This window comes from Streptomyces sp. NPDC060209 (genome assembly GCF_042728155.1).
Lineage (GTDB): Bacteria > Actinomycetota > Actinomycetes > Streptomycetales > Streptomycetaceae > Streptomyces.
Genome location: NZ_JBHWZS010000135.1, coordinates 1 through 21,492, shown reverse-complemented (window position 1 = coordinate 21,492; position 21,492 = coordinate 1). Strand labels below are relative to the sequence as shown.

15 protein-coding genes and 1 tRNA gene are annotated in these 21,492 nt (G+C 71.8%); 2 read left to right on the top strand and 14 right to left on the bottom strand.

Annotated elements, in window-relative coordinates; all coding sequences use genetic code 11:
- Positions 1–45: 45 nt before the first annotated feature.
- From ACFWFI_RS24120 to ACFWFI_RS24085, 8 genes are all read right to left on the bottom strand, one after another.
- On the bottom strand, positions 46–1,842 hold the full coding sequence (locus ACFWFI_RS24120) for a trypsin-like serine protease (protein ID WP_387393885.1): 1,797 nt from the start codon (positions 1,840–1,842) through the stop codon (positions 46–48).
- Between the two features lie 209 nt (positions 1,843–2,051).
- On the bottom strand, positions 2,052–4,133 hold the full coding sequence (rho, locus tag ACFWFI_RS24115) for a transcription termination factor Rho (RefSeq protein WP_387393883.1): 2,082 nt from the start codon (positions 4,131–4,133) through the stop codon (positions 2,052–2,054).
- A gap of 388 nt (positions 4,134–4,521) precedes the next feature.
- Positions 4,522–5,439, bottom strand: coding sequence for a homoserine kinase (thrB, locus tag ACFWFI_RS24110; protein WP_147959509.1), 918 nt, complete (start codon positions 5,437–5,439; stop codon positions 4,522–4,524).
- A gap of 266 nt (positions 5,440–5,705) precedes the next feature.
- Complete coding sequence (gene thrC / locus ACFWFI_RS24105; protein ID WP_387393881.1) at positions 5,706–6,776, bottom strand: threonine synthase; 1,071 nt, start codon at positions 6,774–6,776, stop codon at positions 5,706–5,708.
- Positions 6,777–6,782: 6 nt separating this feature from the next.
- The gene (locus ACFWFI_RS24100) at positions 6,783–8,093 is read right to left on the bottom strand and encodes a homoserine dehydrogenase (RefSeq protein WP_387393879.1); all 1,311 of its coding nucleotides are present in this window, start codon (positions 8,091–8,093) and stop codon (positions 6,783–6,785) included.
- A 95-nt stretch (positions 8,094–8,188) separates the two neighbouring features.
- Positions 8,189–9,580 (bottom strand): diaminopimelate decarboxylase, encoded by a 1,392-nt coding sequence (gene lysA, locus ACFWFI_RS24095; RefSeq protein ID WP_387393877.1) that lies wholly within the window; start codon positions 9,578–9,580, stop codon positions 8,189–8,191.
- Positions 9,581–9,607: 27 nt separating this feature from the next.
- Positions 9,608–10,678 (bottom strand): ArgS-related anticodon-binding protein NrtL, encoded by a 1,071-nt coding sequence (gene nrtL, locus ACFWFI_RS24090; RefSeq protein ID WP_387393875.1) that lies wholly within the window; start codon positions 10,676–10,678, stop codon positions 9,608–9,610.
- A 79-nt stretch (positions 10,679–10,757) separates the two neighbouring features.
- Entirely contained in the window at positions 10,758–11,240 is a 483-nt protein-coding gene (locus ACFWFI_RS24085) for a response regulator transcription factor (RefSeq protein WP_387393873.1), read from the bottom strand.
- A 194-nt stretch (positions 11,241–11,434) separates the two neighbouring features.
- Here ACFWFI_RS24085 and ACFWFI_RS24080 point away from each other — a divergent pair.
- A tRNA-Arg gene (locus ACFWFI_RS24080) sits at positions 11,435–11,506 on the top strand.
- Positions 11,507–11,832: 326 nt separating this feature from the next.
- Positions 11,833–12,462, top strand: coding sequence for a hypothetical protein (locus tag ACFWFI_RS24075; RefSeq protein ID WP_387393871.1), 630 nt, complete (start codon positions 11,833–11,835; stop codon positions 12,460–12,462).
- 210 nt (positions 12,463–12,672) lie between these two features.
- Here ACFWFI_RS24075 and ACFWFI_RS24070 read toward each other — a convergent pair whose 3' ends face one another.
- The 6 genes from ACFWFI_RS24070 to ACFWFI_RS24045 all read right to left on the bottom strand — a co-directional run bounded on the left by ACFWFI_RS24070 (position 12,673) and on the right by ACFWFI_RS24045 (position 21,309).
- Positions 12,673–13,287, bottom strand: a complete 615-nt coding sequence (locus tag ACFWFI_RS24070) for a helix-turn-helix domain-containing protein (protein ID WP_387393869.1) — start codon at positions 13,285–13,287, stop codon at positions 12,673–12,675.
- Positions 13,288–13,365: 78 nt separating this feature from the next.
- Positions 13,366–15,339, bottom strand: coding sequence for a dipeptide ABC transporter ATP-binding protein (locus tag ACFWFI_RS24065; protein ID WP_387393867.1), 1,974 nt, complete (start codon positions 15,337–15,339; stop codon positions 13,366–13,368).
- Positions 15,339–16,205: an ABC transporter permease gene (locus tag ACFWFI_RS24060; RefSeq protein ID WP_387393865.1), complete on the bottom strand. Its 867-nt coding sequence runs from the start codon at positions 16,203–16,205 to the stop codon at positions 15,339–15,341. The genes ACFWFI_RS24065 and ACFWFI_RS24060 overlap by 1 nt, the downstream gene beginning before the upstream one ends.
- A complete protein-coding gene (locus tag ACFWFI_RS24055) occupies positions 16,202–17,263 on the bottom strand; it encodes an ABC transporter permease (protein ID WP_387393863.1) in 1,062 nt (353 codons plus the stop codon). The genes ACFWFI_RS24060 and ACFWFI_RS24055 overlap by 4 nt, the downstream gene beginning before the upstream one ends.
- Positions 17,260–19,494 carry a S9 family peptidase gene (locus tag ACFWFI_RS24050; RefSeq protein WP_387393861.1) on the bottom strand — a complete coding sequence of 745 codons (2,235 nt, stop codon included), beginning with the start codon at positions 19,492–19,494 and terminating at the stop codon, positions 17,260–17,262. Before ACFWFI_RS24050 ends, ACFWFI_RS24055 begins: the two co-directional genes overlap by 4 nt.
- A gap of 174 nt (positions 19,495–19,668) precedes the next feature.
- Positions 19,669–21,309 (bottom strand): ABC transporter substrate-binding protein, encoded by a 1,641-nt coding sequence (locus tag ACFWFI_RS24045; protein WP_387393860.1) that lies wholly within the window; start codon positions 21,307–21,309, stop codon positions 19,669–19,671.
- Positions 21,310–21,492: the final 183 nt, after the last annotated feature.

Sequence of the window (21,492 nt, the reverse complement as noted above, 5' to 3'; positions counted from 1 at the left end):
CCCTCGGTGGGGTCCGGAGCCGGTCCGGTCGAGAACGCGGTCGTGTCAGCCGAGCAGGTCGATCGACTGCCAGCCCGTGCCCAGCTTCACCCGCACGCCGGTCTGGAACGGCGCCGTCGCCGAGCCGGAGCCCTTGTACGCCCACAACGTGCCCGCGGTGTCACGCACGATGAAGTCGGCGCGGCCGTCACCCGTCACATCGCCGGTGGCGACGTAGGCGGTGAAGTTCCAGCCGGTGCCGATCTTGACGCGCGCGGCGAACGGACTCGTGGCCGAACCCGTTCCCTTGTACATCCAGAGCACCGCGCTCGAGTCGCGGGCGATCAGGTCGACCTTGCCGTCCCCGCTGAAGTCACCCTTGCCGTACACCTGGAAGGTGCTCCACCCGCTGCCGATCTGGACCTTGGACGCGAAGGTTCCGTTGCCCCGGCCCGTCCACATCCACAGCTTGCCCGCGGAGTCGTTCGCCGTGAGATCCACGAGCCCGTCGCCCGTGGCGTCGCCGGCCAGCGTGATGTTGCGAAGACCGCCCCAGCCGGACCCGATCCTGTGGTCGGTGTACGCCTCGACAGCGCTGTCGTAGCCCCACCAGTACAGCTCGCCCGCCGCGGTGCGGTAGACGTAGTCCTGGTAGTCGTCGCGGTTGACGTCGGCCTGACGCATCAGGTCGATGCCCGACCAGTCGCCCACCGAGTCACGGCCGCCGAGCGAGGTGCCCTGCGAGTAGTAGTCGAAGCCCTCGCCCGACGACATGCGGGCGAACAGGTCCGCCTTGTCGTCGAAGTTGAGGTTCGCGTCGTCCACGCGGGGGTTGACCTCGCCCGCGAACGCGGCGGTCTTGGCGTACACCCCGTAGGCGCCCGATTCCACGCAGTCGGTCACGCCCCAGGAGACGACACCCGCGATCCGGCCGTTGACCACGAGGGGTCCGCCCGAGTCGCCGTTGCAGGGCGAGACCGTTCCGGCGTCCTGACCGCTGGCCGGCTCACCGGCACAGACCATCTTCCCCGGCACGAATTCGCTGCCGAAGTAGTCCCCGCACGCCGAGTCCGACTGCACCGGCACGGACGCCTTGAGCAGCACCGGCGAGATGTCCTGGCTGGTGGAGCTGGTGCGTCCCCAGCCGTAGACGGTCGCGGGTGTACCGGTCTGGTAGCGCGCCGTGTCATCGGAGGCCGCGGGCTGCAGCGTCTGGTACGGGAACGCGGATCCGAGCGTCAGCACGGCGACGTCGTGGTCGTATCCGGCGTCGTCGTAGTCGGGGTGGACCCACTGCCGCCAGACGCCGGTCGCCGTGCCCCCGTGGAGGTCACTGCCCTCCGGAAGCTGGGTGGTACCGCCGAGGACGGCTCCGTTCGTCTCCCAGTCGAGCCCGTTCACGCAGTGCGCGGCGGTCAGGACCTTCGCGGGGGCCACGAGCGTGCCACCGCAGAAGTAGCCCTCGTCGTCGGCCTCGTCGGCCGTTCCCTTGTCGTCGTAGTAGTGCAGCTGCACCATCCACGGGGCCTCCCCGAGTGCGGCGGGGATCCCGCTGATGATCTTCGGGTCGGTCGACCGCCCGGAAGTGGCCGGTGCGGGCTCGGAACCGGCTGCGGACTCCGGAGCCTCCTCCGCCCCGGACGGTGCGCCGGAATCACCCTTGAGCAGTTCGGCGGTGGACCCCTTGACGGTCCGGAGAAGCTCGGCCTGTGAGGCCGTGGAGCGCTTCTGCACGCTCTGCTTCTCTGTCGGCCGAGGCGTGTCGGCGGCCTGCGCGGGCACTGTGGACAGGGCCGCGGCCCCCAGGGCGAGCGCGGCGGCCGCCGAGACGGCGATGGAGCCCTTGCGTCTGCCAGATGTCACTAAAGAAATCCCCTTCGATCGACCGGCGCAACGCGGTTACGGCGCCGGACAGTTGCACTCGAAGGGAGAGAAAATCCCACTGGAATCGCAACACAGTGGGCGTATAGAAAATACGTTCCCCCCCACATACAGCCTGCTGATGGTACAACGCGAAACTGCCCTCGTCACCGGTGTGACGAGGGCAGTTCTGTGTGACTCCTGATACGACGTCAGTCGTTGCCGCCGCCGTTGCCGGGCGTCGTCTTCTGGATCTGGAGCAGGAACTCCGCGTTGGACTGCGTCTTCTTCATGCGGTCCAGGAGCAGTTCGATGGCCTGCTGCTGGTCGAGCGCGTGAAGCACCCGGCGCAGCTTCCAGACCACGGCCAGCTCATCGGTGCCGAGCAGGATCTCTTCCTTACGCGTGCTGGACGCGTCGACGTCCACCGCCGGGAAGATGCGCTTGTCCGAGAGCTTCCGGTCGAGCTTGAGCTCCATGTTGCCGGTGCCCTTGAACTCCTCGAAGATCACCTCGTCCATGCGCGAGCCGGTCTCGACGAGCGCGGTGGCCAGGATGGTCAGCGAGCCGCCGTCCTCGATGTTGCGCGCGGCACCGAAGAAGCGCTTCGGCGGGTAGAGCGCGGTCGAGTCGACACCACCGGACAGGATGCGGCCGGAGGCCGGCGCCGCCAGGTTGTAGGCGCGGCCCAGTCGGGTGATCGAGTCCAGCAGGACGACCACGTCGTGACCCAGCTCGACGAGACGCTTGGCGCGCTCGATGGCCAGCTCGGCGACCGTGGTGTGGTCCTCGGCGGGACGGTCGAAGGTCGAGGAGATGACCTCGCCCTTCACCGACCGCTGCATGTCGGTGACCTCTTCCGGACGCTCGTCGACCAGGACGACCATCAGGTGGCACTCGGGGCTGTTGACCGTGATCGCGTTGGCGATCGCCTGCAGGATCATGGTCTTACCGGTCTTCGGCGGGGCCACGATCAGGCCACGCTGGCCCTTGCCGATCGGTGCGACCAGGTCGATGATCCGGGTGGTCAGGACGTTGGAGTCGGTCTCCAGACGGAGCCGGTCCTGCGGGTACAGCGGGGTCAGCTTCTGGAACTCGGGACGGCCGCGGCCGGTCTCCGGCGCCATGCCGTTGACGGAGTCGAGGCGGACCAGCGCGTTGAACTTCTCGCGGCGCTCGCCGTCCTTGGGCTGGCGCACCGCACCGGTGACGTGGTCACCCTTGCGCAGGCCGTTCTTGCGGACCTGGGCGAGCGAGACGTACACGTCGTTCGGTCCCGGCAGGTAGCCGGAGGTCCGGATGAACGCGTAGTTGTCGAGGATGTCGAGGATGCCCGCGACGGGGATCAGGACGTCGTCGTCGGCAACCTGCACGTCGGTCGCGAAGTCGTCGCGGCCACGACGGCCACGGCGGTCGCGGTAACGGCCCCGACGGCCGCGGCGGCCGCCCTCGTCGTCGTAACCGTCGTCCTGCTGGCCGCCGCCCTGCGGGCCCTGGCCCTGGCTCTGGCCCTGGCCCTGGCCCTGGCTCTGGCCGCCGCCCTGCTGGCCCTGACGGCGTCCGCCGCCCTGCTGGCCCTGGTCGTCGCCCTTGCCGCGGCGGTCGCGCTGGCGGTCCCGGCGGTCACCGCGGTCCTGGCGGTCGCCGCGACGGCCGTCCTGGCGGTCGCCCCGACGGCCCTCGGCGGTGTCCGTGGCGGACTCCGCCTTCGCGTCGGCCTTCGCCTCGCCGCGCTCGTCCGCGCGGTCCTGGCGGCCCTCGCTCTTCGGCTCGGACTTGGGCTCGGTCTCCGCCTTCGCGTCGGCCTTGGACTCCGACTTGGTGTCGGGGCTGCCCGCCTGCGCGGTCGCCCGGCGACGGCGGCGCTCGCCCGTCGGCTGGTCGTCGCTCGCCGGCTGCCCCGGGATGTCGATCTGCTGCTGCGCGGCGGCCTTGTCGGCGGCCGGCGCGGCGGCGGTCTCGTCACCGGTGCGCGACTTGGACGTGGCACGCCGCTTCGGCTTGCTCCCGGTGTCCGTACCGGCGGATGCGGCGGCCTTGGGGGCGGGCGCGGAGGATCCTCCGGCCTGCGCCTCCTTGATGACCTCGATCAGCTGGCTCTTGCGCATCCGCGCAGTTCCCCTGATGCCGAGGCCGGACGCGACCTGCTGCAGCTCGGCCAGGACCATGCCCTCGAGGCCGGTGCCGGAGCGGCGGCGCCGTGCGGTGGTGCCAGTGGCAGCACCTTCGGCGGACGCGGAGCTGTCGACGCTCTTGTCGGCAGTCACGCCCATCAGATCGGTGGTGTCGCTCACGAAGGGTCCTTCCCTGGAGCGGACGTCGGCCTTCTGGCTCGGCGACCGGTTGTGCTGTCCGACTGCGGTCTGTTGATCGTGTCGATCGCGGACCTTGCCGGGGCGGTGGTCCGCCGGGTACGGCGGAGAGATGAATGTGCGGGGTTCCGGCGCGAGATCCCCCTGCTCGGCCCACTCCTGGACGAGCAAGAGGGTGTCGTGCCGGTTCCGGAGCGTGCTCGAAAGCTCAGGCAGGATGCTCAGGCAGTCGGGGAGGCTCCCGGAAGAGTGGTGGTCCCGGAAGGGGACACGAAGCAACGCGCCACGAAGACGTCGATTGCTGACTTGAGGTTAACACTACCGGCTCCAACAAACATTCCCCCTCTCATGCACCGGCAATCACGTGGGACTACGCGGCGAGCGGCAACACGCTCGCACCCGTGGCATCGAGAGCGAGCCGGTTCGCGGCCCAGCCCTCACCTGCCAGCCGGGCGACCTTGTCGGCCGAACCCTCCTCCGTGAGCGCGAGCACGGTGGGCCCCGCGCCGGAGATGACGGCGGGCACACCGTCGGCGCGCAGCCGGTTCACCAGCTCGACGCTCTGCGGCATCGCGGGACCCCGGTATTCCTGGTGGATCCGGTCCTCGGTGGCGGCGAGGAGCAGCTCGGGACGCCGGGTCAGGGCCTCGACGAGCAGGGCCGCACGACCGGCGTTGGCCGCGGCGTCCACATGGGGGACGGTGCGCGGCAGCAGGCCGCGGGCGGTCTCGGTGAGCACCGGGGTGGCCGGGACGAAAACCACCGGAACGACGGAGTCCGCGGGATCCATCCGGATCGCCCTGGCGGCTCCTCCGTCCATCCAGGCGAGGGTGAATCCGCCGAGGAGGCAGGCGGCGACGTTGTCGGGGTGTCCCTCGATCTCGGTCGCCAGCTCCAGCAGCGCGGCGTCGTCGAGACGGGCCTCGCCGCCCGTCGTCACGGCGCGCGCGGCGACGATCCCGGCGCAGATGGCGGCGGACGAGGAACCGAGGCCACGGCCGTGCGGGATGCGGTTTGCGCAGACGATCTCCAGCCCGTGGGGCTGTCCGCCGAGCAGGTCGAAGGCCGTGCGCAGGGAGCGTACGAGCAGGTGGTTCTCGTCGCGGGGCAGCGTCTCGGCGCCCTCACCCGCGATGTCGATGTGCAGCCCGGAATCGGCGACCCGGACGACGACGTCGTCGTAGAGCCCCAGCGAGAGGCCGAGGGCGTCGAAACCCGGGCCCAGATTGGCGCTGGTTGCGGGGACGCGCACCCGGACGGCGGCGGCTCGGAACGCGGGACCGGCCATCGGTTGGACGACTCTTCCTGTACGGCGGCGGGGATGTTGTTCAGGATACTTCGACGTGCGTGGGGTGCCGTTGCGCGGGGGGACGGGGGGCCCGGCAGTCACGACGGCTGCTGCACCGCGGCGGATGCGGCGGGGCGGGCTGAGTACAGCTTATCGAAGGAAGGTTCTGTGGCGACATAGGGCGCACAGGAGGCGCACGATGCGTGTCGCACACCTCCTATGCGCTCTCCGCCCCGGAAGGGCGGTTGAGCTGCGGCCGGGGCCGGCTACGCGAGGCCCAGCTTCTCGGCCGCCGTCACCGCGTCGACCGGGACGGTGACCGGCTGCGGGGCGCCCGCGACGGCCCAGTCGGGGTCCTTGAGCCCGTTGCCCGTGACGGTGCAGACGATCTTCTGGCCGGGGTCGACCTTGCCCTCTTCGGCGGCCTTGAGCAGACCGGCCACGGAGGCGGCCGAGGCGGGCTCGACGAAGACACCCTCCTGGGAGGCCAGCAGGCGGTACGCCGACAGGATCTGACGGTCCGTCACGTCATCGATGAAGCCGCCCGACTCGTCCCGCGCGTCCAGCGCGAACTGCCAGGACGCCGGGTTGCCGATACGGATCGCGGTGGCGATGGTCGCCGGGTCCTTGACGATCTCGCCGCGCACGATGGGGGCGGAACCGGACGCCTGGAAGCCCCACATTCGCGGGGTGTGCGTGGAGATCGCGTCCTTAGCGTACTCCTTGTAGCCCCTCCAGTAGGCCGTGATGTTGCCCGCGTTGCCCACCGGCAGGACGTGGATGTCGGGGGCGTCGCCGAGCGCGTCGACGATCTCGAACGCGGCGGTCTTCTGGCCCTCGATGCGAACCGGGTTGACCGAATTGACCAGCGCCACCGGGTAGTTGTCCGAGAGGCTGCGGGCCAGGGTCAGGCAGTCGTCGAAGTTGCCGTCGACCTGGAGGATCTTCGCGCCGTGGACGAGGGCCTGCCCCATCTTGCCGAGCGCGATCTTGCCCTGCGGCACGAGGACGGCGCAGACCATGCCCGCGCGCACGGCGTACGCGGCGGCTGAGGCGGAGGTGTTTCCGGTGGAGGCGCAGATGACTGCCTGCGCACCCTCCTCCTTCGCCCGGGTGATCGCCATCGTCATGCCGCGGTCCTTGAACGAACCGGTGGGGTTGGCGCCCTCGACCTTGAGGTGCACCTCGCAGCCCGTGCGCTCGGAGAGGACCTGCGCCGGAACGAGCGGCGTAGCGCCCTCACGGAGTGTGACGACCGGCGTCGTGCTCGTGACCGGAAGACGGTCCCGGTACTCCTCGATGATGCCGCGCCACTGGTGGGTGCCCTTGCTGGTCATGGGTCCTTACTCCCCTTCAACACGCATGATGCTGGCGACACCGCGCACGGTGTCCAGCTTGCGCAGCGCTTCGACGGTCCCGGAGAGGGCGGCGTCGGGCGCGCGGTGGGTGACGACGACGAGGGATGCCTCGCCGCCGGTTTCCTGACTGTCCGGCCGACTCTGCTGGCGGACCGTATCGATGGATACGCCCTGTTCGGCGAAGACCGTCGCGACCTGGGCGAGTACGCCAGGCTTGTCGGCCACGTCGAGACTGATGTGGTACCGCGTGACGACGTCGCCCATGGGGCTGACCGGCAGACGCGTGTACGCGGACTCACCGGGACCGGTGGTCGCTCCGATGATGTTGCGGCACACGGCGACCAGGTCGCCCAGCACCGCGGACGCGGTCGGGGCGCCGCCGGCGCCGGGACCGTAGAACATCAGCTGCCCGGCGGCGTCCGCCTCGACGAAGACCGCGTTGTACGCCTCGCGGACGGAGGCCAGCGGGTGGCTGAGGGGGATCATCGCGGGGTGCACGCGGGCGGTGACGGACCTGCCGTCGGCCGCGCGCTCACAGATGGCGAGGAGCTTGACCGTGCAGCCCATGCGCCGGGCGGAGGCGATGTCGGCGGCGGTGACCTCGGTGATGCCCTCGCGGTGCACCTCGCCGATCTTCACCCGGGTGTGGAAGGCGATCCCGGCGAGGATGGCGGCCTTGGCGGCGGCGTCGAAGCCCTCGACGTCGGCGGTCGGGTCTGCCTCGGCGTACCCGAGGGCGGTGGCCTCGTCGAGTGCCTCGGAGTACCCGGCGCCGCTCGTGTCCATCTTGTCGAGGATGAAGTTGGTCGTGCCGTTGACGATGCCGAGCACCCGGTTGACCTTGTCACCCGCGAGGGACTCGCGCAGCGGCCGTACGAGCGGGATGGCACCGGCCACGGCCGCTTCGTAGTAGAGATCCCGTCCGTGCTTCTCGGCGGCCGCGTGAAGCGCGGAGCCGTCCTCGGCGAGCAGCGCCTTGTTGGCCGAGACGACACCCGCGCCGTGCTCGAAGGCGGTCGTGATGAGCGTGCGGGCGGGCTCGATGCCCCCGATGACCTCGACGACGACGTCGATGTCGCCCCGTTTGACCAGGGCGGTCGCATCGGTGGTGATCAGCGCGGGGTCTATGCCCTCGCGCACCTTGGAGGGCCGGCGGACGGCGACGCCGGCGAGCTCGACCGGCGCACCGATGCGCGCGGCGAGGTCGTCGGCGTGCGTCGTCATGATGCGCGCCACCTCTGAGCCGACCACTCCACAGCCCAGCAGCGCCACCTTCAGCGGACGCGTACGCATCATCCGACCTCGTTTCTCATACTTCTGATGTGTGGACCAGTCTCACTCACCGGACGGGGGTTTCTGCCACCCGTCCGGATTTTGAGATGTGAATTTCATCAGCCGACATCGAGACGCAGGAGATCTTCCTCCGTCTCGCGCCGGACGATGACCCGCGCCTGTCCGTCGCGCACGGCGACGACGGGCGGACGCAGGGCGTGGTTGTAGTTGCTCGCCATGGAACGGCAGTACGCGCCGGTGGCGGGCACCGCGATCAGGTCCCCCGGGGCCAGGTCGGACGGCAGGAACGCGTCCTTGACCACGATGTCACCGCTCTCGCAGTGCTTGCCGACAACGCGTACGAGCATGGGCTCGGCCTCGGAGCTGCGCGACACGAGCGCGACGCTGTACTCGGCGTCGTACAGCGCGGTGCGGATGTTGTCCGACATCCCGCCGTCGACGCTCACGTACGTCCGCAGGCCCTCAAGGGGCTTGATGGTGCCGACCTCGTACAGCGTGAACGCGGTGGGACCGACGATCGCGCGGCCCGGCTCGACGGAGATGCGCGGAGTCCGCAGGCCGGCCGACTCGCACTCCCGGGTCACGATGTCGCCGAGCGCCTTGGCGATCTCGTGCGGCTCACGGGGGTCGTCGTCGGAGGTGTACGCGATCCCGAGGCCACCGCCGAGGTCGATCTCGGGGAGCTCGACGCCGTGCTCGTCGCGGATCTCCGCGAGCAGCTGCACGACGCGCCGCGCGGAGACCTCGAAGCCGGCCATGTCGAAGATCTGCGATCCGATGTGCGAGTGGATGCCGATGAGCTCCAGGCCGTCCAGGGTGAGCGCCCTGCGGACCGCCTCGGCCGCCTGTCCGTCCGCCAGCGCGATGCCGAACTTCTGGTCCTCGTGCGCGGTGGCGATGAACTCGTGGGTGTGTGCCTCGACACCGACCGTGACACGGATCTGCACGCGCTGGCGCGTGCCGAGCCGCTGGGCGATGTGCGAGACCCGGGCGATCTCCTGGAAGGAGTCGAGCACGATCCGCCCGACACCCGCCTCGACGGCCCGCTCGATCTCGGCGACGGTCTTGTTGTTGCCGTGGAAGGCGATGCGCTCGGCGGGCATCCCGGCGTCCAGCGCGGTGGCCAGTTCGCCGCCGGAGCAGACGTCCAGGTTCAGCCCCTCCTCCTTGAGCCAGCGCACCACGGCGCGCGACAGGAAGGCCTTCCCGGCGTAGAACACATCGGCTTCCGTCCCGAAGGCATCCGCCCAGGCACGGCAGCGCGCCCGGAAGTCGGACTCGTCCAGGAAGTACGCCGGCGTGCCGAACTCCTCGGCCAGCCGGGCGACTTCGATCCCGCCGACGGTGAGCGCACCGTCCGCGTCACGGGTGACGGTACGGGACCAGACCTTCGCGTCCAGCTCGTTGAGATCGGTGGCCGGGGCGGAGTAGTGGCCCTCGGGGAAGACGTCTGCGTGACGGGGCCCGGCGGGGTGTGCGGATCGGCTCATCGTTCTGCTCTGTTCTCTCAAGTCTCGTCAAAGGTGTGGGGGCGCGCTGATGCCGAGCACGAACAGGCCGCCTGCCAGCACCTTCCCGGCGGCTTCGGCAAGGGCCAGCCGGGAGCGGTGGGCGGCCGAGGGTTTCTCGTCGCCGACGGGGAGCGGCGGCAAGGCGTCCTGGAGGTCGAAGAAGGCTTGCGCGACGGCTTCGAGGTGGCGGGCGAGCCGGTCGGGCGCGTGGTGCCGGGTGGCGGAGGCCAGGACACCGGGATAGTCGGCGATCGCCGCATGCAGCGCGGGCGCGTCGACGTCCTCCTCGTACGCGCCGCCGAATCCGAGCTGCTCCGCGCCTCTGGTGAGCGCGAGGGCACGGACGTAGGCGTAGCGGACCAGGAAGAGGGAGTTGGCCTCGCCCTGCACCAGGAGGTCGTCGTCCAGGGCCGCGTGGTCGTGGGCGGCGGGCCGCAGCAGCCCCCAGAGCGCGGCGTCGCAGCCCAGGCGGTCGGCCAGCGCCTCGGCGGTGGCGCGGGCGGGGACGGGCCGGATCTCGGAGCTCTCCTCGGCCTCCTCCGACGGGTGGCGAGAGCAGACCCTGACCCGCAGGCGTTCCCAGTGCGGGTCGGGCTCCTCGGTGCAGCCGACGATCACCTGACCGCCTTGGGTGCGCAGAAGGTTCGCCACGGCCTGGGCGACGACCGCGGCCCTGACCTCGCGCGGGTGATGGAGCCGGTGGAGCCGCCCGGCCTCCGTCGTGACCCTGCCGTACCGGCGGCCCAGCTCCCGGATCTCGCGGACGCGGGCGGCGCGGGCCTCGGCACCGGTGGAGGCGTCGAGCGTGAAGTTCAGGAAGCCCGGTCCGGTGATCTCGACCCGCCCGATCCCGGGCTCACCGGCGACCCGGTCGCGCAGCAGGGCGGCGATCTCCCGCGCCGGGAGTGCGGCGGGGCCGGCCAGCTGGAGGGCCACGGCGCAGGCGTAGTCGCCGCTGCCGCCGGGGCGTGTCCGCTCCACTCGCACGCGCGCGGGCACCGGCGCGCGCAAGGCGTCCTCGTCGACCGCGCGGCGCACAGCGTGCAGCACGGTCCTGGAGAGATCTGCGGGGGTCACGGCACAAGCGTATGGGAGGAAGGGGGGCACTTCGCCAACCGGTTTCGCCATACGGGCAGCGATCCACCGGCCACGGGGGTCAGCCGGCCGTGCTCCCGGCGGTCCCCGCACCTCGCCTGCCGCCGAACGGCGCGGGATCCTCCCGGCGCGCGAGGCGGCGCACCATGCGCACCAGCTCGCTCGGCTCGAACGGCTTCGCCAGGAACGCGTCGACCCCGGCGGCCGCCCCGGAGTCCACCTCGCAGGGCGTACACGCGCTGATGACGGCGACCGGCAGATGCCCGGTCCTCGGATCGGCGCGCAGTCGGGCCGCGGTCTGTATCCCGTCGAGTCTGGGCATCACCACATCGAGAGTGATCACATCCGGGCAGACCTCGTGCACCAGGTCCAGGCACTCGACGCCATCGGCCGCGGTCACGACCTCGAAGCCCTCCAGCTCGAGATTGACCCTGATCAGCTGCCGGATGACCTTGTTGTCGTCCACAACAAGCACGCGGCCGTACGCCCCTGACACCCTTCGAGGGTAGGTCGAGCGGAGGAGCTGCGTCCGGGTTTTGCCCACTTCCGCCCCCGGAGGGGTGGCCGACGCCTGTCCGGGAACCGACGTGGCGGCCCCGGCGCCGGGGCTCGCGTCCGGGTCAGGCACCCGCCCCACGCCGGTCGCGCACCCGCCCCGACGACGCGGAAATACCTGTTCCCGGACACCCTGCCGGAGCTGGTAGGGTTTCACTCGTCGCCGCCAAGCGCAGCGACATCGCCCCCGTAGCTCAGGGGATAGAGCATCGGCCTCCGGAGCCGGGTGCGCAGGTTCGAATCCTGCCGGGGGCACTTCCGGATAGACCCTCTGACCAGCGGAGACGCTGAGCAGAGGGTCTTTTTCATGCCCGCTGGAGACTGGCGGGCACAACGACCGCCGCACTTAGGTCCTGGACTCGTGCAACCATTCCCGGCCGGCGGAGCCCGGACGGGCAGATGGCCCGTCTGCACACCAGGAGTGTCGCCCAGGCGACATGGCGGGCAGCACCTTCGTCAAGCACTACGATCTGGGCGGATCCGGCCCGAACCAGGGTCCTCTGCCTCAGCCGGACGAGCCCGGGCGCGAGGGCGACCGCACGGATCCCGGTCGTGAGCAGCAGGAAGCGCGATAGAGGACCATGAAGAGCTTCAGCAAGATCGCTTCCGGGGAGCCGCCCGTACGCCGCCGTCGCCTGCCTGTCGGCGTCGTCGTCCTGTCGGTGCTTCTCGCCTGCGCCGCTGCCACAATCGGTGTGGTCTCCTGCGCGGCGGAGGAGGTCTCGTCGGACTTGTTGGACCAGGAGATGACCTGCTGCTGGGAAGACGGAGCCACGCCTGCCTGGATGAGCGTCCAGATGGGCATCCGCATCCCGGAAACGGCTTCGGACCTTCGGGCGGGTTACAAGGTCGGGCAGCGCTACGACACCGGTCTTCTGTCCTTCGTCCTCCCGAGCGAGGAAGCGGAGACGTACACCGGCCGACTCATCCAGACCGGCACGAAGATGATCGGGAACTCCCACCCCAAGGAGAAGGGGTACCGCCCCGCGGCTGCCTTCGGCCACCTCGGACTGCCCGAACCGGAGACGTTCGTCCAGGGCCTGCGGAAGACCAGCCTGTGCCCGGACGACCTCGCGACCCCGGAGGGCCAGTACCTCCAGCGCTGTGTCGACCTCTTCGCCCACGAGTTCACACCCGGCACCACGCGGATCTACGTCCGGTCGACCATCGAACCGTCCGAGACGCCCCCTCCTGCGAGCAAGGCTCCGTAGGCCTGCCGGGACGTGCCATGGAGGTGGATCGGAGCCGGGCCCCGCAGACGTGCGGGTAACCGGGGGACGACGCTCCCGGTCACCGAGGAGGGCGCTGCGCGTCTCGGGTACCGGCACTTCATGGGCCTGACCGTTGCGATCACCGCTGCCCCGAAGTCCTGATCCTGCCCTGCTCACCGAGAGCGTCACGGGCCTGCACCGGCGGCCGTGTCAGGCGAGCGGGTAGCCGACGATGCTGTGGGTGGCGGCCGGGCTGTCCTCGGTCGTGTAGTAGTGGCTGGCCCGGCCGTCGAAGCGGGCGCTGTCCCCGGCGTGGAGGTCGTAGGGCACCTCGTCGACGACGAGTGTCACCTGGCCGGCGACGACCATGACGTACTCGACGGAGCCCGTGCCGTGCGAGCTGAGCTGGCTCTGGGCGTGCGGGTGGAGGCGGGAGCGGTAGACCTCGAAGCGGCTGTGGCCGTGTGCGGCGAAGAGGAGGTTGACCGCGCTCTCCCCTTCGGGCTCGTCGAGTTCACCGGCGCGCAGGATCTCCGGCTCGCGCAGCGAACTGCGCAGCAGGTCGACGGGGTCGGTCCGGAGCACCGTGGCGATACGGGTGACGACGTCGAGCGTCGGATTGGCCTCGCCGCGTTCGATCTGGGAGAGCAGGGCCTTGCTGATCCCGGTCGCGGCGGACATCTCGCGCAGGCTCCACCCCTGGGCGAGGCGACGGCGGTTGAGGTTGGCCGACAGGGCGTCCCGTACGGAGTCGCCTGTCGCCGATCGGGCCGCGCCCGCCTTCCGGGCGGGCACGGGCGGCAGCGGGCCTTCCGGCACTGACATCGCGAACGTCTCCTTCGGCCGGGTGGGGTTCCCGGTGAGCGGCACCCTTGGGCCGGCCGGCGAATGGGGGGCGTCAGTCTAGGGCGTGTCCGCCGTGGCCCCAGGTCCGGGGACGGCGTCGAGCATCCGGCGGGTCCACGGGTGCCGGGGGTGGTCCAGGACCTCGGACACCGTGCCGCGCTCGACGAGTTCACCCCGGACCATGACCGCGACCTCGTCGGCGATCTGACGCACCACGCCCAGGTCGTGGGTGATGAACAGCACCGCGAAGCCGTCGCTGCGCTGCATGTCGGCCAGCAGGTTGAGCAGTTGGGCCTGTACGGAGACGTCGAGCGCGGCAACCGCCTCGTCGCAGATCAGCAGCCGGGGTTGTACGGCGAACGCCCGTGCCAGGGCGACGCGTTGGCGCTCCCCGCCGGAGAGCCCGGAGGGCCGCCGGTCCGCGTAGGCGGTCGGCAGACCGACCTGAGCAAGCAACTCCCCGACCTGCGCGGCGACTTGTCGTCGCCGTTGCGGGCGTGAGCCGCCAGGGATCCGGCCTGCGGCGGTCAGTGCCTCCGCCAGGGTGGCGCCGACGGTACGCAGCGGAGGCAGCGAGGAGAACGGGTCCTGGAAGACGATCTGCACCTGTGAGGCCAGCCGCGACCGCTCGGCGCGGGTGGGCAGCCGCCCGGCGGTCAGCGGCAGGCCGCCGACGTCGACCTCGCCCCGGTCGAAGCTCTCCAGGCCGACGGCGATGCGGGCCAGGGTGGTCTTCCCCGACCCGGACTCGCCGACCAGCGCGGTGATCCGGCCGTCCGGCACGGTCAGGTCCACATCCCGTACGGCGGCGTCGCCGTCGCCTCGGAAGGTACGGCGTACGCCTCTCACGCGCAGGGCCGGTACGGCGTCCACTTCCTCTGCCGTACGCGCCTCGGCGACGGTGGTCCCGGCCGGTTCGGGGCACGGCGGGGTGAGGTCCCCGTCGATCTCGGCCAGCCGTATACAGGCGGTGAACCGGTCACCGGTGCCCTGGGGAGCTCCCTCGGTTCCGGCGTGGCCGGCGGCCGGCATCAGCGTCACTGCTGTGGTGCGGCATTCGGGAGCCGTGTGCGGGCAGCGGTCGGCGAACGGGCAGCCGGTGGTGCGGTTGCCCGGCGGGGGTACGGAGCCGGGGACGGTGGGCAGTCGTTCGTGCCTGATGTGCGCCGAGGGCTCGGCCGCCAGCAGCGCGGCGGTGTACGGGTGGCGGGGGTCGCTGCGCAGATCGGCCGCCCGGCCCTGCTCCAGTACGGCACCGGCGTACAGGACGTAGACCCGGTCGCAGGTGGAGAAGGCGACCGAGAGGTCGTGCGTGATGAGCAGCAGGCCCATGCCGCGCCGTTCGAGCAGGCCGCGCAGCAGGTCCAGGACGGCAGCTTGGTTGGCGGCGTCCAGCGCGGTGGTCGGTTCGTCGGCGACGAGCAGGTCCGGGTCGCCGGCCAGGGCCGCCGCGGTGGCGACGCGCTGGCGCATGCCTCCGGAGAGTTCGTGGGGATAGCGGTCGGCGACATCCGGCGGCAGGCCGACCTCGGCGAGCCGCCGGATCGTCTCGGCGCGCAGGGCCGCGCGTCGTGCCCGCCTGCCACGGGCCCCGGCGAGGGCGGGCAGGTCGTCGCGGAGCCCGTCGGCGATCTGCCGGCCGCAGCTGAGTTGCGGGTGGAGCATCGTGAAGGGGTCCTGCATGAGGAGGGCGATCCGGCGGCCGCGCAGGGCGTGCCGTTGGGCCCGGCTCAGTGCCCGCACCTCCTGGCCGGCCAGCCGGATACTGCCGCCGGTGACGGCGACCCCGTCGGGCAGCAGTCCGGCCACGGCGCGTACGGCGAGCGACTTTCCGCTGCCCGATTCCCCGACGACCGCGACGCACTCCCCCGCCGCCACGGACAGGGCTACGCCGTCGAGGACCGTGGTCGGTCCGGCCGCGGCACCCGTCGCGGTGAGCCGCAGGCCGGTGACCTCCAGCAGGGGTACGGCGCCGGCCCTCGCGGCGCCGGAGAGGGCCGGCGCGGAGGCGTCGGCGTGGACCTCGGTCATCAGGGCCTCCGGTCGGAGAAGTACTCGAACAGCCGGTCGCCGAGCAGGTTCACCACGACCGCGGAAACGATCACGGCGACGGCCGGCGCCAGGGCCGCCGACGGGTTGTCGTACAGGAGGGTGCGGTTCTCGGCGAGCATCCGGCCCCAGTCCGGGGCGCCGGGCGGCACGCCCAGACCGAGGAAGGACAGCGAGGACAGTGCGACGATCGCGCCCGCGAAATTGAGCATCGTGTTGGCCACGACGACCGGCAGCACGTTGGGCCAGATGTGCCGCACCATGATCGTCCGGGAGGGCAGGCCAAGGATTTCGGCTGCCTCCACGTAGGGGCGGTGGCGCTGCTCCAGGACCGCCGAGCGCACCAGCCGGATGTCTCCGGGTGAGGTCAGCACCACCAGGACCCCGACCGCGAGGGCGTATCCCCCGCCGCCGATCCCGGCGACGACGATGGTCACGAGCAGGGCGGGCAGGGCCAGCAGCAGGTCGGCGAGACGGCGTACGACGGTGTCGGTGATCCCGCCGAAGTAGCCGGCCGTCAGACCGAGCAGATTGCCGATGAGCATGGACCCGACGGCGACCAGCGCGGCCCCGGCCAGGGTGCTGCGCGCACCGGCGACGAGCATGTGCCGGACATCACGGCCGAGTTCGTCGGTGCCGAGGAGATGTCCGTCGCCGGGCATCGCGCCGGTGGACATCAGGTCCTGCCGGTTCCAGTCGGGGAACATCCACTGCCCGGCGACGGCGGCGGCGACCAGGAGGACGGTGATCACGGCGCAGAGGGTGGTGAGGGGGCCGAACAGGCGCCGCGGCCCGCCCTTGCTCGCGGGCGCCGTGCGGGCGGCGGTGGTGGCGGTTCTCGTGGTCATGCCTTCACCTCGGCGGATTCGGCCGGCGTGCTCCGGCCGGGGCGGCGGCGGCTCTCGGTGCGCAGCCGCGGGTCGACCAGGGGGTGGGTGAGGTCGGTGGCGAGGTTGGCGAGGCAGATCAGGGCGGCGATGAGGAGGGCTTCGGCCTGGACGACGGGGACGTCCTTGAAGGTCACGGACTGCACGAGGAGCTGACCGAGCCCCGGCAGCGCGAACACCTGCTCGACCAGGACGGTGCCGGCCAGCAGATAGGCCAGGACGAGTCCGATGCCGGTGCTGACCGGCACGACGGTGCCCCGCAGCACGTACCGGACGAGCACCGTCCGGGTCGGGACGCCGCGGGCCAGGGCGAAGGTGACGTGTTCCCGGGCCAGTTCGCGGATGACCGCCGCCCGGACGAGCTTGATCAGCACGGCGGTGACGGCGAGGCCGAGGGTGAGGCCGGGCAGCAGCAGATGGAGCAGCCGGTCGGTGCCGCCCGCGCCCGGCCCGTAGGCGGGCAGCCCGCCCAGCATCAGGGAGAAGACGTAGATGAGGAGCAGACCGCCGGCGAAGGCCGGGGTGGACAGGGCCAGGACGCCGAGGCTCTGTACGGCGCGGTCGACGGGCCGCCGGGCGCGCAGACCGGCCAGGACGCCGAGCGGGAGGCCGAGCAGCAGCGCGACGGCGAATCCGGCCAGCACGAGCTGTCCGGTGAGCGCCAGCCGGTCGCCGAGTGCCGTGGCGACGCTCTCGCCGGTACGGATGGAGGTGCCGAGGTCGCCGCTGACCGCTCCCGTCAGCCACCGCACGTACTGCGTGACGAGTGGTTCGTCCAGGTGGTGCGCGGCGCGTACGGAGGCCAGGGCGTCGGGGGTGGCGCTGCGCGTGCCCAGGAGGGTGCGGGCGGGATCGCCGGGTGCGAGCCTCAGCAGTGCGAACACGGCCAGGGAGAGGACGAGCAGGAGCCCGGCGGTGCCCACGAGCCGCCGAGTCACGTAGCGGACGGGCAGGGCGGTGCGCAGCCGGGTGTGCCAGGGGGGCGGCGGGTGGGCCTGGAGGTGGCTGGGGTCGGTCACGGTGCTTCCTTCGGGCCGGTGCCGGCGCCGAGGCCCTGCGGCCGGGCGTGGTGCGCGGTGCGGTGGTGGGTGGCCGCCTCGGGTGTGACGTGCCGGGCGAGCCATTCCTCGGCGCGTGCGGTGGCGTCCAGCAGGTGGGCGGGGCCGGTGAACTCGTGGCCCTCGGCGGGATAGACATGGAGCTCGACCGGTGCCGTGGCACGGCCGGCGAGCGCGCGGTACAGCTCGTGCGCCTGGCCGAGCGGGGTGATCCGGTCGTGTTCACCGTGCAGGACCAGTACGGGCGTTCCGCCGCCGCCGTCGGCGAAGAGCGGGGAACGGCCGATCAGGGCGGCGCGCCCCTCGGGGGTGCGGGCGTCGCCGATGGCGTACGTCTGCTCGTAGCCACCGCCGATCACGGAGGTGTGGGCGAAGCTCAGCCAGTCGGTGGGCGCCGAGACCACGACCGCCGCGCGGAAGACGTCGGTGCGTGCGGCTGCGAGCGCGGCGAGGAAGCCGCCGTAGCTGTGGCCGAGCACGGCGGACCGGCCGGGCAGCGCTTCCCCCTCCCGGGTCAGGTGTGCGACGCCGCTGAGGACGTCGTCGAGGTCGCCGTCGCCACAGGCTCCGACGACGGCGCGCGCGTGGTCCAGCCCGTAGCCACTGCTTCCGCGCGGGTTGGGCAGCAGGACCAGCCAGCCGGCGGCGGCCAGGGCGGGCGCCAGGCCGAGCACGTCGGCCGGTGCGTATCCGGCGGACCACTGCCAGGAGGGGCCGCCGTGCAGCACCACGGCGAGCGGGCGCGCGCGGAGGGCCGAGCCGGCCGTCCCGGCGGAGGTCTCCGGGGCTGTTCTCCTCGCCGCCCCGGTGCCCGTCCCGGCGGTGAGTCGGAAGGACGCGGGGGTGCCCGGGGCGTCCAGGAGCAGGCCGTGCACCGGGGTGCCGTCCGTCGCGGTCCAGGTGACCTGCCGGGTCCGGACCCGGGCGAGGTCGCCGTGGCCGTCGTCCCGGCGTGCGGCGGCCGGGTCCGGTGCGGTGACGGGCCGCCAGGTCCAGGCTTCCGGGCCGGTCGTCGGCGCGACGACGGCCTGGGGCGGTACGCCGGGTGCCTCGCGTACGGTTGCGGCGGTCAGGCCGTCGGCACTGAGACTGAGGGCGGGCTGCGCACCGGCGCCGGTGAGCACGGCCTGTTCCTCCTGGAGCACGGTGACCGCGGCGCCGGCGCAGGAGCCCGTAACGGCATCGGAGCGGATGTCCGCGACGCGGGTTCCGGTGCCGCTCCGCCCGGCCGTCAGCAGCCGGTCCGTGTCATCGGGGTGGAACTGGACCCAGGTGACGTCCTCGGCTCCGGGGGCGAGCCTGACGGTGTCATCGGTGAGGCTCAAGAGGAGCGGGCGGCCGGCGACGATGGAGATGCCCTCCACGACCACCGCGCGGTGTCCGTCCCGGCTGAGCGCGGGCGCGGCGAGCTGCCCCCGGGGTTCGTGCAGGGTGACGGTACGACCGTCGGTGAGATCGATCCGGACCAGGCGCGCGTGGTAGTAGCCGGCGGGCAGCGGGTCTTCGGAAACGGTGGCCACGACCGTACGGCCGCCGCGCCAGGCAGCGTTCCAGACGGTCAGCCCGGCGGGCCCGGAGTCACGCAGGACGACCGGCGTGCCGGGGGCCCCGGAAGGGGAACTGCCGGTCAGCGCGTCGGCGGACGGGAGCAGCCCGTGCAGCAGCCTGCGCCACCCGGCGTCCGGGCGGTAGGACACCGGGGCGGGGTCCGGACCCAGCCGGACCGGCAGCCCCAGGTTCATGCCGTCGCGTTCGGCTCCGTCGTCGGCCGTCAGCAGCAGGACCTCGACGCCGTCGTCGGACACGGACAGGTCCTCCACGGCGCCCGGGACGGCCGCGAGTTCACGGCGGGCGCCGGTACGGGTGTCCCACGCGGTCAGCAGCGGCAGGCCCGGGCCGGCCGGTTCGGTGACCAGCAGGACCGTCCGGGAGTCCGGCAGCCAGCGCGGGGTGTGCCGGGACCCGGCATCGGGGCCCGGAGGGGCGGTGGGCAGCGGGAGCACGGGGCCGTCGACCGGTGCGATCAGGACTTCGGTGCCCCAGGGCCCGAGGACGGTGACCGCCACTCGGCGTCCGTCGGGGCTGATCCGGCTGTCCAACGGCACGGTCAGGTCCGACATGGCCGTACGGACGCGGCGGACGACTGCGGCCGGATCTCCGGCGGGGCCGGGTACCGGGGTGGTTCGGGGCATGTGCGTTCCGTTCGTGCTGCGGACGGGGCGGGCCGGTGGCTACGGGCCGGCCGGTGCGCGGCATCCGGCACGGGCGGAGCGTGGTGAACGGGCCCCGGTACCTCTGCCGCAGGAGGTGATCCGGTGGGGGGTGCGTGCCGGGCGGCTCGGGGGGTGTCCGCCCGGCACGCGGTCTCAGGAGGCCGCCTTCTTGACCCTGGTCGCCCAGGGGCCGACGAGGGCGAAGGGGCCGGGCTCCTCGAACACGAGGTCCTTGGAGAGGGCCGTCGCGGTCTGCGCCCACCACAGCGGAAGGTAGGGCAGATCCGCGGCGGAGGCCGTGACGGCGGTCATCAGGTGCGCACCGCGTGCGGCGGGGTCGACGGTCTTCCGGGCGGCGGCCAGTGCCTGGTCGACGACGGCGTTGTCGTAGTGCGGCAGGTTCGTCGCTGCGGCCTGGCCGTCCAGATAGGCGTTGGTGAGCTCCGCCGGGTCCCCGGTGACGGGGTAGTACCAGAGGAACTGCAACGGCTTCCTGCCGGGCAGGAGGTCGGCGATCCACTGCTCGAGCGTGGCCTCCCTGACGTTCAGCGTGATGCCGAGCTCCTTCAGCGAGGCGGCCAGCGCCAGCGCCGCCTTGCCCAGCTGGGGTCCGCTGCCCGGGTACGTGAGGTCGAGGCTGAAGCCGTCCTTGTGGGCGGACTTCGCCAGTTCGGCCTTGGCCAGGTCCAGGTCGAAGTCCCAGGCGGGGAGCTTGTCGTAGGCGGCTTCGACCGCGTCAGCGGCGAGCAGGTCACCCCACATGTCGGGCGAGACGAGGGTGGAGGCCACCTCGGCCTTGCCGTGCAGGATGCCCTTGGTCATGCCCGCCCGGTCGGCGGCGTGGGCGAAGGCCTTGCGCACGTGTACGTCGTCGAACGGCGCCTGGGCGGTGTCGAAGGCGAGGGCGACCACCGAGCGGTCACCCGTGTAGGTGACCTGGGCGTCGGACTCCCAGCTGCGGGCCTCGTCCGAGGGGAGGCCCAGCGCGCCGTCGACGGAGCCGGACTTCATGGCGACGAGCCGGGTCCCGGCGTCGGGTATGAACGACAGCTTCAGCGACCGTACCGACGGGCGGTCCCCCCACCAGGCATCGTTGCGTTCCAGGCCGACGTGGTCGTCGGCGGCGAAGGACGTCACCCGGTACGGTCCCGACCCCAGCAGCAGCGTCCTGGGAGTGCCGACCTTCCCCTTGTTCCGGGCGAGGAACGCCTTGCTGCTGATCAGCAGGGTGCCGGGGGTCGGTGTCCAGGCGAAACCCGCGTCGGGGTTCTTCAGACGCACGGTGATCTCGCGGGCGCCGGTCGCCTTGACGGAGGCTACGTCGGCCCAGGCGTAGGCCAGTCCGCTGGCATCGTCCCGCGCGGCCTCGACGGAGGCGAGCACGTCGTCGGTGGTGACCGGGGTCCCGTCGGAGAATTTCGCGTCGCGGCGCAGGGTGTAGACGTACGTCGTGGCGTCGGGCTGTTTCCAGCTCTCGGCGAGGCCCGGCCGGAGCTTGCCGGTGGGTCCGACGGAGAGCAGGGACTCCTGGACCAGGCAGGCCACGACGTAGTTCAGGATGCCGGACTCGCGGCTGACGTCCAGCGTCGAGACGGACGAGGGCAGCGCCAGGGTCAGGGTGTCGATCGGGGCGTCGGTGCCCCGGTCGGCGGTTCCTCCGGCCGAGCCGGCCCCCTCGGGCCTCTGCGGCGAACACGCCGAGAGGATCGCGGAGACCGCGAGCACACCGATGCCCGCTCCCGCCGCGCGGAGGACTCCGCGCCGCCCGATCAGACCGTTCGTTCCCGCATGCATGGGGAACCACCTATCCATCCACCCCGAGCGTCCACTGAGGATGCCCAACTGGGAACGGAAGGTATACGCGAAACTTTGGGGGTGTCAAAGGAGTCCTAGGATCCGGTCAGAAGCGATCCGATTCAGGTTGTTTTGATGAGACTGGCCAGCTTTCAGCCCAGTGCGGGCGGAAATGACGGAAGC